Here is a 12,277-nt window from a genome sequence, read left to right on the forward strand (position 1 = left end):
GACAATATATCCATGGCCCACGTACCCCAGATCAAGATTCCCGCCACCTACATCCGTGGCGGCACCAGCAAGGGCGTGTTCTTCCGCCTGCAGGATTTGCCTGACGCCGCGCAGGTGCCGGGCGCGGCCCGCGATGCGCTGCTGATGCGCGTCATCGGCAGCCCGGACCCTTACGGCAAGCAGATCGACGGCATGGGTGCCGCTACCTCCAGCACCAGCAAGACCGTCATCCTCTCCAAAAGCAGCAAGCCCGATCACGACGTCGATTACCTGTTCGGCCAGGTCTCCATCGACCAGCCGTTCGTCGACTGGAGCGGCAACTGCGGCAATCTCTCCGCCGCCGTCGGGCCCTTTGCCATCAGTGCCGGGCTGGTCGACCCCAGCCGTATCCCGCAAAATGGCGTGGCCACCGTGCGCATCTGGCAGGCCAATATCGGCAAGACCATCATCGGGCACGTGCCGATCACCAATGGCGCCGTGCAGGAAACCGGTGACTTCGAACTCGACGGCGTGACCTTCCCCGCCGCCGAAGTCCAGCTGGAATTCATGGATCCTGCAGCCGAGGAAGACGGCGCCGGCGGCGCCATGTTCCCCACCGGGAACCTGATCGACGATCTCGAGGTTCCCGGCGTCGGCACGCTGAAGGCCACCATGATCAATGCCGGCATCCCGACCATCTTCCTGGACGCGGAAGCCATCGGCTACAAAGGCACCGAACTGCAGGACGCCATCAACGGCGACCCCAAGGCGCTGGCGATGTTCGAGACCATCCGTGCCCACGGCGCGGTGCGCATGGGTCTGATCAAACATATCGACGAAGCCGCTACCCGGCAGCACACGCCGAAAGTGGCCTTTGTCGCCAGGCCGGCCGCCTATGTTGCGTCCAGCGGCAAGCAGGTTGCCGCCGGCGACGTCGACCTGCTGGTGCGCGCCCTGTCCATGGGCAAGCTGCATCACGCCATGATGGGCACGGCCGCCGTGGCCATCGGCACCGCCGCGGCAATCACGGGCACGCTGGTGAATCTTGCCGCTGGCGGTGGCGAGCGCAATGCCGTGCGCTTCGGCCATCCCTCGGGCACCCTGCGCGTGGGCGCGGAAGCCACGCAGGTCAACGGCGAATGGACCGTGACCAAGGCCATCATGAGCCGCAGCGCCCGGGTGCTGATGGAAGGATGGGTGCGCGTGCCCGGCGATGCGTTCTGAACCACGCTGACGCAGTGGCCGATAGACGGCCCGCGGCGCGCATGGAGCCCGGCTTTTGCCGGGCTTTTTTGTGCCTGCCGTCAGCCTCCCGCCTCGGGAAAACCCCGAAGCCGCGAATGTCGACACATTTGACCACCCTCTCGTATAGTTCACCCTCCGCTGGCCAGGCACCTGTAAGTCAGGCCCGGGCCGGCCGGATTGCGAAGACCGATAGACGACGCAGACGCCCAAAAGGTGCTGTTCAGTCGTGCCTATACGAGGAGAATCATGAAACGTTTTGCCCGTCTCACCACCATCGGCGCCCTGCTGTTCGCCGCCAGCCTGACCACCGGCGCCGCCCATGCGCAGCTTGCCCCGTCCGCCGCCGCGCCGACGCAGGCCAGCGCCCCCAGCGAAGCCCGCAAGGCCAATATCGTCATCATCGGCACCGGCGGCACCATTGCCGGCGCCGGCGCTGCCGCCACCAATACCGCGGCGTACCAGTCGGCCGTGGTGCCGGTCGATAAGATCATCGCCTCGGTGCCGGAAATCTCGAAGGTCGCCAACGTCAAGGGCGAGCAGGTCTTCCAGATCGGCTCGGAGAGCTTCAATAACGAGCGCCTGCTGAAGCTGGGCAAGCGCGTTTCGGAACTGCTCAAGCAGCCCGACGTGGACGGCATCGTGATTACGCACGGCACCGATACCATCGAGGAAACCGCCTACTTCCTCAACCTGACGCTGAAGAGCGATAAACCGGTGGTGGTAGTGGGATCGATGCGCCCTGGCACTGCCCTGGGCGCAGACGGCGCGCTCAACCTGTACGACGCCGTGCTCGTGGCCTCCAGCCCCGAGTCCAAGGGCAAGGGCACGCTGGTGGTGCTGAACGACGAGATCCACACCGGGCGCGACGTCACCAAGAGCAATACCTTCAAGGTCGAGACCTTCCGTTCGCCGTTCGGCCCGCTGGGGTACGTGGTGGAAGGCCGCACACTCTTCTTCCGCCTGCCTGCGCGTCCGCACACCATGCAGACCGAATGGGACATCGACAAGCTCAACAAACTGCCGGAAGTCGCCGTGGTGTACGCCTACGGCAACGTCAACCCGGCCAGCGTGGATGCCGCCGTGAAGGATGGCGCCAAGGCCATCGTCTATGCCGCCACCGGCAACGGCAGCGTGGGCGACTACATGGTCGAACCGCTCAAGGCGGCACGCGCCAAGGGCGTGCAGATCGTGCGCGCCTCGCGCACCGGCAGCGGCGCGGTGATCCGCAACGCCGAGCAGCCGGACGACAAGTACGACTGGCTGGTGACCGACGACCAATTGCCGCAAAAGGCGCGCATCCTGATGGCACTGGCGCTCACCAAGACCAGCGACAGCAAGGAACTGCAGAAGATTTTGTGGAAGTATTGAGCGTATTGAGGACGGCTTCCACGGCTTGCTGAAGTCCCGCGCGGCATGGCCGCGCCTCCTGAATGGCAGTCCGGTCGCGCAGCGATCGGACTGCCATTTTCCATTCTGGCCTTGCCCGCTGCCTTGCAGGCGATTGGCTGCGCCGGAGCCCTTCAGGCTTGAACCATCGCACGCCTGCGGGACGGCACCGATTTTTCGTACGTCGCAAAAATCTGGCCGTTAATTGCACTAACGGGCTAAACCGCTTGTGATAACGCCTTGGCTGCCGGCGAATCCACAGGCACCAGGATCACCTCGCCCGAAGCCACCAGCCGAAGCTCTCCGCCCTGTTCCGCGAACACATCCGCCCGCGCGAACACCTGCCGCTTGCCCGCCCTGGCCACCTTGGCGCGCGCCACGAAGGCTTGCCCCACGGCAGGCACCATGCAGTTCACCGAGTAATGCGATGCCATGACCGGCCCTACCACTGTGGTGGCAGCGCAACCGCAGGCGGTATCGACCAACGCCCCGATCACTCCAGCGTGCAGGAAACCAGCGTACTGCGTGGCCTCGTCCTGCCAGGGCATGCGCAGTTCCGCCTCCCCACCCTCCGCCCGAATGACCTCGAAGCCGAGCCAGCGGTTGAATGCGGCGGTCAAATTGACCTTCTTGAGTACTTCCAGCGAATACGCGTTGCTTGTCATTGCATTTGCCCGCCTGGTTGCGTGGGTGGAAAAGCGGTGAAAAATGCCGGCGGCGCCGGCAACGATTGCTACATCGCGCGGAAGGTCGTATTGGCCCGGGCACAAGCCACGCCTTCGGCCGTGACGAAGGCTTGCGCAAAGCACAGGGTGCCGCCGACCTTGGTAAAGGATGTTTCGAACAACAGCCACTGCCCGATCCTGGCCACGCTGAGGAAATCGATCGACAGGTTCACGGTGACAAGACTGCGCGGCTCGGCGAACTGCATCCCGCACGACAGGCCCATGGCGTTGTCGGCCAGGGCAGTGATCAGCCCGCCGTGGGCAAAGCCCCGCGCGTTGGTGTGGGCCTGGGCGAGCTTGACGGCGAGAACGATGGACCGCTCCGTGCGCCTGGAGAACAAGGGGTCCCAGGGGTCGGTAAGCGGACTGCTGCGAAAATGCGGCGTAAAGCCGGAGGGAAGATCCGCGGGAAGTTCAGGTTCCGCGGCCGTGTCGCATGGCATGGGTGGCGCCTCCTCGTTGTTGCGATGGACAGCCAATGCCGTCATCGCTAGTTTTAATGTAGACCAGTCTATATAATTCAACATGAATAGCAACCCCTCCAACGACCGAGGAAGCCAACAGATGGCCGCACAAGCCAAGCACCGGGACAAGATCATCCGCTCCGCCGCCGTGCTGTTTCGCCGGTACGGCTATGCCGCCAGCGGCACCAATGACATCGTCGCGCTCAGTGGCGCGCCCAAGGGCTCGCTCTATCACTACTTTCCGCAAGGTAAGGAGCAGATCGCCGAAGAAGTCATTGCGTACGCCGGTGAAATGGTACGTACGACGCTGTCACAGCTGTGCGCGGAACACGACTCCCCGGGCGCGATCGTGCGCGCCTACGGCGTCATGATGGCGGGCTGGATGGCTCAGTCCGACTATCGCGACGGCTGCCCGATCTCAACCATCCTGCTGGAAATCGCTCCGGAAGCCGAAGGCGTGGCGGCCGCCGGCAAGGCGGCGTTTGCCGCCTGGGAAGGCGTGCTGGCGGCAGCCTTCGAAGGGCACGGGATCCCCCACGCGCGCGCGACCGAACTCGCTGGCTTGGTGCTCTGCGGCTGGCAGGGCGCGCTGATTCTCGCCAAGGTGGCGCGCAGCGGCCAGCCGATCCGGCGGACCGTGGAAGAACTGGCGCGGCAACTGGATGCGGAGCCGCGGGATGCAGGCAGCGGGCAAGCTGGCTGAGCGCTGGCAGCCTGCGCAGCCGCTCAGATCAGAACAAAGCGCTGCTCATCAGGGCCTTGGCTACCAGTTCAGCCTCGTCCGCCCTTTCCGCGTAGACAGCAACCTCGGTCACCACCTGGCGGCGCCCTCGCCTCACCACGGTCGCGACGGCGCGCAGGTCGGCCCCGCCGGCCGCTTCGAGATACTGGATATTCATCGAACTGGTCGCGCCGCCGCGCATACTGTCGGCATCGACACCGGAAGCTGCCGCGGCGGCGCCCGCCACATCGATCAGGGTCGCGATCACGCCGCCATGCACGATCTCGCCCACCGTCACGTTGCCGGCCTTGAAGTGCAACAGCAATTCAACGTGGCCGGATGCCAGTACATCCAGCACGATGCCAACGGCATGCGCCACGGGCGAGCCCATCAGCACCTGCTCGACGTACTGGCGGATGCGCGGATCGACGCAAGGCGTGGCGGCGGCGCTCGCAGCGCTGGACAAGGCGGGAATCAGGGACAGCATCATGGGCTCCTGCTGAGGCGGGTAGGGACACGTACAGCCTGGGCGCAGCGGCGGCGACGCTCAATTACCTTGAAAGTAATCGGCAAGGGACAAGCGGCCGCGACGGTGCCGCGCCTTGCAGACCATCCCTTCGCCGATGGCGGCGCGGCCAGCCGTTTATAATGTGCGCCCATCCCGCCCGCCTTTCCGCCGCATGCCTTCAAACCCGCAAGACGCCAGCCAGTTCGCCCCGCAATCCAGTGGGCAGCCGGAGTCACAGTCCAGTTCCCCGCGCGGCGACGAAGGACTGTTCGACCGGCCGGACAGCCCTTGCATCGGCATCTGCTCGACCTTGTTCGATGAGATCTGCCAGGGCTGCGGCCGCACCGCCATGGAGGTCAGCAACTGGGTCTTCCTGGACGACACGGAAAAACAGGCGGTGTGGGAACGCATCACGCGCGAAGCAACGGCAAAGCGCTTCCGCCAGGGCTGATCTCCCGCCCTCGGCCGGCACAGCGCCGGCCCGCATTCAACCGCCCGCCAGGCGACGCTCCATATCTTCCACTTCGCGCCGCTCCAGCCGCTGGCGCGCGAGCTTGCGCCAGCTCTCGGCCAGTGCCGGCAATGCCGCCATCGCGGCCAGCGCGCCGGTATCCAGCCGATCCACATACAGCACGTGCAGCAGCCTGCGCAGGCTCCAGTCGGGACAAGGCCGTTCCATCAGCACAAGGCTGTCGCCAAGAATCAACTCGCCCTCTTCCAGCACCCTGTAGTACCAGCCGGTGCGCAGGCTTTGCTGAACCGCGCGCGCCATGCCGGCGTGCCCGAAACGGTGGTTCAGCTTCCAGCAGGGCTGGCGAGCCTGGGAGACTTCGACCAGTGCCCGGCCGAGGCGGAAGCGATCGCCAATACAGACATCGGCTTCGGTCAGTCCAGCGCTGCTCACGTTCTCGCCAAACGCGCCGGGCCGCGCCAGCACCTCGGCGGCCTGCGTGGAATGCGCGGCCAGTTCCTGGCGCCAGGCAGGATAGTGATCGAAGGCGTAATGGTGAACGGCCTTTTCCGGACCGCCATGGTGCCTGGGGTCGCCCTGCTCGTCCCCGGCCAGGCCCAGTGCCGTGACGCGCACAGCAGACCCGACCGGCTGCTTGTCCATGCCGCTGGGCACGCCTTTGGGCCCGAACGGGCGCACCGCGCCCAGCAGTACGCAGTCGACTCGCGTTGTCAGCAGGGGCATGCTGGCCGCCGCTTGCGCATTGCCCTGCCGGTCCGAGACGGGCGTCACAGGCCCGCCTCATCCAGCCACCGGTCAAACATGCGCCGGCCCGCCGCAGCCACCCGGTCGCCGATCTCTGCCGTGCGCGCCCGGATCACGCGCGGATCGATGCCGGCCTTGCCGAGTTCCACGGTGTGCCCAACCAGCCAGCCTTCCAGCTCGCCGGGCCGCACCTCGGGATGGAACTGCAGGGCCAGCACATGCTGGCCGATGGCATAGGCCTGATGCGCTACCGCAGGAGTCGAGGCCAGCAGCCGGGCGCCCGCGGGCAGGTCAAAAGTATCGCCGTGCCAGTGCAGCACATGCCAGTCGGCGGCCTCCAGCTCGGCCAGCGGCGAATCCCGGCCCGCCGGCGTGGGCTGGACCGGCGCCCAGCCGATCTCGCGCGTGCCCGGATAGACGCGCGCACCGGCCGCGCGCGCAATCAACTGCGCGCCCAGGCAGACGCCGATCATCGGCGCACCGGCATCCAGCCGGGCCCGGATGATGTCGACCTGCCCGTCCAGCCAGGGATAGGCCTCGTTCTCGTACACGCCGATGGGGCCGCCCAGCACCACCAGCAGATCGGCTGGCTGCCCCCTGATGACGCTCAGGTCGTCGATGCCCGCACGCAGCACGCGCAGGGTGTGCCCGCGCTCGCGCAAGGCGTCGCCCAGCACGCCGGCGTCTTCGAACGCAACGTGCTGGATCACATGGGTGGTCAGGGCTCTGGTGGTAGTGGACATGGCGGCGGGCATCCCGTTGAATCGACGCAAAGCACCGATATTAGCGGCAGTTGACCGGCACTACATGCGCCATGCGCCGCAAGCCCCGCGTGGGTCCGGTTTCCGCACAAAGCATCACGGCATGATGCTTCCGTCCGGTACCCGTGCCCCGGCACCGGCACCGGCACCGGAGGCTAGCCAGTCTCAGCGCCCTGCGCCGGCAGGCTGCAGCACCAGGGTATCGAAGGCTTCGTTGCCCGGCGCGCGGCGGCCTGCCGCCATGGTGATGTATTGCACGGCTGCCCACTTGTCGGTCCAGTCGCGGTAGTGCGTGGACATGATGTTGCCCGACTGTCCGGTCGAGTCCATGAAGCGGGATTCGGACAGGTCGGACAAGTCATAGATGGCGCGCAAGCTGGCCGCATGTACGCTCTCGAACGGCGCCGCTTCGTCGCGCAGATTGTGGCGCCCCACGTTGACGGTGTAGGTGTCGCCGCCAGTCGGTACCTTGACGTTGAACAAACCCGCCAGGTAAGGCTGCTTGCCGAATGGCTTGTGCTCAGAACGGGCCGCGTGGGCCTTGCCCCAGCGCCAGCGCTCAGGCTTGTCGCCATAGCGCTGGTCCAGGTCGGCGATGGCATGGCGCCAGGCCGTGCCAATGGCATCGTCGCAGTCCTCCTGGCCTGGTGTCTTGCTATCGTCGCACCAGAACGCCCCCAGCCCCCTGGGATTGCGCAACACGTTGAGCATGGGCTGCTGCACGTTGCGCTGCTCCCACAGCCGGTTGAACAGCGTATCGCCCACCTTGTCCTCGAACAACCCGCGCGACAACTCGCGCAGCCAGGCCGTGGCCACCAGCGGCTCGGCAAGGCCGGCCTGCATATCGCCGTCCCATTTGCGCAGCGACTCGATCAGCGCGCGCTCGCGAGGCGGCAGCGCCGGATTGCTGGCGAACGAGGCAGACAGCAGCAGCGGCAAGGCATCGCGCACAGCTAGCGAGAGCGTGTCTTTCTGGATCGCGGCAAAGCTGTCCATGGTATGCCGCTGGGTGGCATCGATCAGCGTGCGGATGCGCTGGTAGCGATATGGCACGGTCCATTCGCTGGTCAGGAAATACGGGTAGTCGTCTTCGACGATCTTCTGGTTGGCGGTGGCGATCACGCCCTCGGGCGGATTGAAGCTGCGCGGCAACTGGTCGAAGGGAACAAAGCCGGTCCAGTCGTAGCGCGCATCCCAGCCAGGGGCGGGCGCCAAACCCTTCAGGTCGTTGTCGGCGCGGCGCAGCGGTACGCGGCCGGGCGCGATAAAGCCGATATTGCCGTCCACATCGGCGTAGACGATATTCTGCTGGGGCGCATGAAAATCGCGCAGCGACTTCAGGAAGCTGGCCCAGTCGGTAGCGCGGTTCAACGCCAGCCCGGCCTGCAAGGTCCGGTCGTCGGCACGCAGCGCGGTCCACTGGAAGGCCACGACGTACTGCGCCCCAAGCGGCGCCGCGGCGGTCGCCACGGGCTCGGCCGCGTCGGAAATCACGGGGCCGTGGCGCGTCTCGCGCACGTTCAGGGTCACGTCCGGCGCGCCCTTGACGTGGATCGTCTCGGTGCGCGTGATGAAATCCGCCCAGCCGTCCGGGATCTGGTAGCGCTGGGTGCTGCCCGGCTGCAGGCGCTCGATGAACAGGTCCTGCACATCGGGGGCGGTATTGGTGAAGCCCCAGGCGATGCGCTGGTTGTGCCCAAGCGCCACCACCGGCGTGCCCGGCAGCGTGGCGCCCGTGACGTCCAGCCCGGGCGCCTGCAAGTGTGCGAAGTACCAAAGCGCCGGTGCCTGCAGCCCCAGGTGCGGATCATTGGCCAGCAGCGGCTTGCCCGAGCGCGTATGGGCGCCCGACACCACCCAGTTATTCGAACCCATCCCCTCCACGTAGCCGGGCGGCGCCTGCTGCTCGACGCGCGCCATGGCGGTAGCCAGCGGCGCCAGGTGACGGTAGAGGTTGCCGTAGTCCATGGTGCGAAGCGGCCGCTCGCCCGGATAAGGCGCCAGCAGTTCACTGATGCGCGAGACCGGCAGCACCTGCGCCAGCCGCATGCGCAGCGTCTCCTGGGTCCAGTTGCCGCCCAGGTCCCACGCCATCATGGTCTGCCAGGCCAGCGAATCGGCCGGCTCCCAGTGCTCGGGCTGCGTGCGCAGGATCAGGAATTCAGGCGGCAATGGCCCCTTGCGGCCATCGATATAGGCATTCACGCCGTCGGCATAGGCCTGCAACGCGGCGCGCGTCTCGGCGGAGGACTGGGCAAGGACGGCTTCGGCGTTGCGCCGCACGCCCAGGGTGCGCAGGAAGCGGTCGGTATCGAGCGCGGGCGGCCCCAGGATCTCGGCCAGGCGGCCCGCCGCGATGCGCTTGTTCATCTGCAGTTGCCACAAGCGGTCCTGCGCATGGACGAAGCCGAGCGCAAAGTAGGCATCCTGCGCATTGGCCGCCTTGATGTGCGGCACGGCGTGGCGGTCCCTGACGATCGACACGCTCTCGCGCAGGCCGGGCAGCTTCAGCGTGCCGGCGGTCAGCGGCTGCGATGCCTGCCGGTACCAGACATAGGCACCCAGCGTGCCCACCACTACCAGCACCGCCGGCATCAATACCAGCCAGGCCAGCCGTTTCAACCAACGCATCGCTCCCTCTCCCCGCGTGGCACGCCGCACCCGCGTCGTTATTTATGTTCTTTTCCCGTGTCCCTTGGCCCGCCGGCACGCTCGCAGGGGCATGGCAATGGCGCGCGGCAGGCAGGCGGAACTCCGGCATTATCGCCGAAGCCGCAGCGCTGGGGCGAGCGGGCGTGGCGGCCAAAAAAATGCCCGGACCAGCCGGGCATCGTTCCTGCTGCGAGGCGAGTGCGCATGGTTCAGCGCGCCCGCCCCGCCGGCTGCCGGTCTCAGGCGGCCGGCTTCTTCATTTGCAGAGACTTGTACTCGAGGAATTCCTCCAGGCCGTACTTGCCCGCCTCGCGCCCGTTGCCGGACTGCTTGTAGCCGCCAAACGGCGCCTGCATATTGAACGGGCCGCCATTGATATCGACCTGGCCGGTGCGGATGCGGCGCGCCACGCGGATGGCGCGGGCCTCGTCGCACGACCACACGCCGCCGCCCAGCCCGTAAATGCTGTCATTGGCGATGCGCACGGCATCTTCCTCGGTGTCGTAGCAGATGATCGAAAGCACCGGGCCGAAGATCTCTTCCTGCGCCACCGTCGCCTTGGGATCGACGTTGCCCAGCACCGTCGGCTTGACGAAGAAGCCCTTGCCCAGGCCTTCCGGCGCCTCGGGACCGCCTGCCACCAGCTCGGCGCCCTCGTTGATGCCGCGCTGGATATAGCCGGTCACGCGATCCTTCTGCGCGGCGGAGATCAGCGGGCCGAGCCGGCTGGTTTCCTGCAGCGGGTCGCCCACTGTATAGCCCTCGACCACCTTCTTGGCGATGGCCTTGACCTCGTCGTAACGTGCGCGCGGCACCAGCATGCGCGTGTGCGCCGAGCAGGTCTGGCCGGAATTGAGGAAACAGGCGCCGATGGTGCCCTTGACCGCGGCTGGCAGGTCCGCGTCGTCCAGGATCACCGAAGCGGACTTGCCGCCCAGCTCCAGCGCCACGCGCTTGACGCTCTGCGCGCCCAGCTCCGACACGCGCTTGCCAGCCCGCGTGGAACCCGTGAACGACACCATATCCACTTCGGGGTGGCTGGCCAGGACCTCGCCCACCACCGGACCATAGCCGGTGACCAGGTTGAACACGCCCGGCGGCAGCCCGGCGGCCTCGATCACCTCGGCCAGCACGAAGGCGTTGAGCGGCGCCACCTCAGACGGCTTGAGCACCACGGTGCAGCCCGCGGCCAGCGCCGGCGCCACCTTCAGCGTGATCTGGTTGAGCGGGTAGTTCCACGGCGTAATGGCCGCCACCACGCCCACCGGCTCGCGCACCACCAGCGAGTTGCCGACCTCTTCCTCGAAGGCGAAGGTGTCGAGCAGCTTGGCGGCCTGCGCCCAGTTGTAGACCGGGCCGCCCACCTGGATGGCGCGCGCCAGCTTGATCGGCATGCCGACTTCGCCCGCAATGAGCTGGGCCAGTTCCTCGCTGCGTTCCTTCAGGCCCTCCGCGATCTTGCGGATATAGCCGGCGCGCACGCCGGGCGGCGTTGCCGACCAGCTGTCGAAGGCGGCCCGGGCCGCCTGGATGGCGTCCTCGGCATCGCGCGCATGGCCTTCCGGAATGCGGCCCATGACGGCCTCGGTCGTGGAATGGATAACGTCGATCAGGCCGGTACCGTGCGGGGCAACCCACTTACCGTTGATAAAGAGTTTGTCTCGTTGTTGCATGGCCACAGTTTTCAGTTGGGTGAATAGGCGGGTGCAAATTTTGTTACTTTTCTGGTGCACCACATTGTAGAGCGGTTTGGCGGCTCGTTTTTTTGCAGCGCGCCAGTGCCCCCCAAACAACGTGGCGATAATCGGCCGGCGAGCCGCCTGTTGCGCAGTGCAGCAAACTGCACAGCCTAGAACAAAGGGAGGGAGACATGACTGACCCGGTTTTCCGTAAAACCGAGCAAGGCCAGGACGAAATCCGCACGCGCGCGCGCAAGCTGGACCATAAATTGCGCGCCTTGCTGCTGATCGTCAACGGCGAGCGCCGGCGTAGCGAGCTGCTGGCCCAGACCGGCGGCATGGGGGTGGGACCAGAGGCCATCGAAGCGTTGCTCGATGCCGGGCTGATCCATGCGGAAGGCGCCCCGCAGCTTGCCGTATCCGGCGCTACCCCTGCAAACCCGGTCGCGGCGGCGGCCAGCGCCTCGGACAGCGCTGACGATCCGGACCGCAAGGCCGACAGCGTCTTTTCCATGTACGCCATGCGGAGCGCCAGCATGCAGCCACCGGACCAAGCCGGCGCGACTGCACAAGCTCCCCAATCCGCCGACGAGCAGGCCGGCCGCAGTTACCAGCGGCTCTATCATTTCTATACGGATGTCATAGGCCATCATCTCGGCCTGCGCGGCTACCTGTTGCAGGTCAAGGTGGAAAAGGCCGCCGGCCTGGCTGAACTGGCGGCACTGCGCGACCCGCTTTACACGGCCCTGCACAAGGCCAAAGGCGAAATCACCGCCGGCGCCATCATCGACCAGCTCGACAGGATGGTGCGCGACGACGGGCATGCAGCGGCCTGAGCTGCCGTCCTGGCATGCATGAAAGCGTGAAAACGAGAAGGGCCGCACATGGCGGCCCTTCTCGTTTCCTGCGGGGCAGTCCGGTTGCCCGGCGCCCTTCCGGCT

12 protein-coding genes are annotated in these 12,277 nt (G+C 66.5%); 5 read left to right on the forward strand and 7 right to left on the reverse strand.

Annotated elements, in window-relative coordinates; translation table 11 throughout:
- The first annotated feature begins 12 nt into the window (after positions 1-12).
- Both prpF and ACZY0R_RS26995 read left to right on the forward strand, forming a co-directional pair.
- Entirely contained in the window at positions 13-1,203 is a 1,191-nt protein-coding gene (prpF, locus tag ACZY0R_RS26990) for a 2-methylaconitate cis-trans isomerase PrpF (RefSeq protein ID WP_488862694.1), read from the forward strand.
- 267 nt (positions 1,204-1,470) lie between these two features.
- Positions 1,471-2,592: an asparaginase gene (locus tag ACZY0R_RS26995; protein ID WP_488862696.1), complete on the forward strand. Its 1,122-nt coding sequence runs from the start codon at positions 1,471-1,473 to the stop codon at positions 2,590-2,592.
- Between the two features lie 236 nt (positions 2,593-2,828).
- On the opposite strand, the gene ACZY0R_RS27000 is transcribed toward ACZY0R_RS26995, so the two are convergent.
- Both ACZY0R_RS27000 and ACZY0R_RS27005 read right to left on the reverse strand, forming a co-directional pair.
- Positions 2,829-3,275, reverse strand: a complete 447-nt coding sequence (locus ACZY0R_RS27000) for a PaaI family thioesterase (protein WP_488862698.1) — start codon at positions 3,273-3,275, stop codon at positions 2,829-2,831.
- A gap of 68 nt (positions 3,276-3,343) precedes the next feature.
- Positions 3,344-3,778, reverse strand: a complete 435-nt coding sequence (locus tag ACZY0R_RS27005; RefSeq protein ID WP_488862700.1) for a PaaI family thioesterase — start codon at positions 3,776-3,778, stop codon at positions 3,344-3,346.
- 121 nt (positions 3,779-3,899) lie between these two features.
- On the opposite strand from ACZY0R_RS27005, the gene ACZY0R_RS27010 reads away from it, so the two are divergent.
- Positions 3,900-4,502 (forward strand): TetR/AcrR family transcriptional regulator, encoded by a 603-nt coding sequence (locus ACZY0R_RS27010; RefSeq protein WP_488862702.1) that lies wholly within the window; start codon positions 3,900-3,902, stop codon positions 4,500-4,502.
- Between the two features lie 28 nt (positions 4,503-4,530).
- Here the strand turns inward: ACZY0R_RS27010 and ACZY0R_RS27015 are convergent, their stop codons facing one another.
- Positions 4,531-5,007, reverse strand: coding sequence for a hotdog domain-containing protein (locus tag ACZY0R_RS27015; protein WP_488866200.1), 477 nt, complete (start codon positions 5,005-5,007; stop codon positions 4,531-4,533).
- Positions 5,008-5,293: 286 nt separating this feature from the next.
- On the opposite strand from ACZY0R_RS27015, the gene ACZY0R_RS27020 reads away from it, so the two are divergent.
- Positions 5,294-5,479, forward strand: coding sequence for a DUF1289 domain-containing protein (locus ACZY0R_RS27020; RefSeq protein ID WP_045238471.1), 186 nt, complete (start codon positions 5,294-5,296; stop codon positions 5,477-5,479).
- Positions 5,480-5,515: 36 nt separating this feature from the next.
- Here the strand turns inward: ACZY0R_RS27020 and ACZY0R_RS27025 are convergent, their stop codons facing one another.
- The 4 genes from ACZY0R_RS27025 to ACZY0R_RS27040 all read right to left on the reverse strand — a co-directional run bounded on the left by ACZY0R_RS27025 (position 5,516) and on the right by ACZY0R_RS27040 (position 11,330).
- Complete coding sequence (locus ACZY0R_RS27025) at positions 5,516-6,223, reverse strand: MOSC domain-containing protein (protein ID WP_488866203.1); 708 nt, start codon at positions 6,221-6,223, stop codon at positions 5,516-5,518.
- A 44-nt stretch (positions 6,224-6,267) separates the two neighbouring features.
- Positions 6,268-6,987 carry a glutamine amidotransferase gene (locus ACZY0R_RS27030; protein ID WP_488862704.1) on the reverse strand — a complete coding sequence of 240 codons (720 nt, stop codon included), beginning with the start codon at positions 6,985-6,987 and terminating at the stop codon, positions 6,268-6,270.
- Positions 6,988-7,170: 183 nt separating this feature from the next.
- Positions 7,171-9,636 (reverse strand): penicillin acylase family protein, encoded by a 2,466-nt coding sequence (locus ACZY0R_RS27035; protein WP_488862706.1) that lies wholly within the window; start codon positions 9,634-9,636, stop codon positions 7,171-7,173.
- Positions 9,637-9,896: 260 nt separating this feature from the next.
- Entirely contained in the window at positions 9,897-11,330 is a 1,434-nt protein-coding gene (locus tag ACZY0R_RS27040; RefSeq protein WP_488862708.1) for an aldehyde dehydrogenase family protein, read from the reverse strand.
- A gap of 197 nt (positions 11,331-11,527) precedes the next feature.
- Here ACZY0R_RS27040 and ACZY0R_RS27045 point away from each other — a divergent pair, with 197 nt between their 5' ends.
- Positions 11,528-12,172 (forward strand): hypothetical protein, encoded by a 645-nt coding sequence (locus tag ACZY0R_RS27045; protein WP_488862710.1) that lies wholly within the window; start codon positions 11,528-11,530, stop codon positions 12,170-12,172.
- Positions 12,173-12,277 lie beyond the last annotated feature (105 nt).

Source organism: Cupriavidus sp. F041 (assembly GCF_057814235.1).

Bases quoted from the DNA above. Each gene is read 5' to 3' on its own strand.
- prpF (WP_488862694.1), top strand. From the start codon at position 13: ATGGCCCACGTACCCCAGATCAAGATTCCCGCCACCTACATCCGTGGC.
- ACZY0R_RS26995 (WP_488862696.1), top strand. From the start codon at position 1,471: ATGAAACGTTTTGCCCGTCTCACCACCATCGGCGCCCTGCTGTTCGCC.
- ACZY0R_RS27000 (WP_488862698.1), bottom strand. From the start codon at position 3,275: ATGACAAGCAACGCGTATTCGCTGGAAGTACTCAAGAAGGTCAATTTG.
- ACZY0R_RS27005 (WP_488862700.1), bottom strand. From the start codon at position 3,778: ATGCCATGCGACACGGCCGCGGAACCTGAACTTCCCGCGGATCTTCCC.
- ACZY0R_RS27010 (WP_488862702.1), top strand. From the start codon at position 3,900: ATGGCCGCACAAGCCAAGCACCGGGACAAGATCATCCGCTCCGCCGCC.
- ACZY0R_RS27015 (WP_488866200.1), bottom strand. From the start codon at position 5,007: ATGCTGTCCCTGATTCCCGCCTTGTCCAGCGCTGCGAGCGCCGCCGCC.
- ACZY0R_RS27025 (WP_488866203.1), bottom strand. From the start codon at position 6,223: ATGCCCCTGCTGACAACGCGAGTCGACTGCGTACTGCTGGGCGCGGTG.
- ACZY0R_RS27030 (WP_488862704.1), bottom strand. From the start codon at position 6,987: ATGTCCACTACCACCAGAGCCCTGACCACCCATGTGATCCAGCACGTT.
- ACZY0R_RS27035 (WP_488862706.1), bottom strand. From the start codon at position 9,636: ATGCGTTGGTTGAAACGGCTGGCCTGGCTGGTATTGATGCCGGCGGTG.
- ACZY0R_RS27040 (WP_488862708.1), bottom strand. From the start codon at position 11,330: ATGCAACAACGAGACAAACTCTTTATCAACGGTAAGTGGGTTGCCCCG.
- ACZY0R_RS27045 (WP_488862710.1), top strand. From the start codon at position 11,528: ATGACTGACCCGGTTTTCCGTAAAACCGAGCAAGGCCAGGACGAAATC.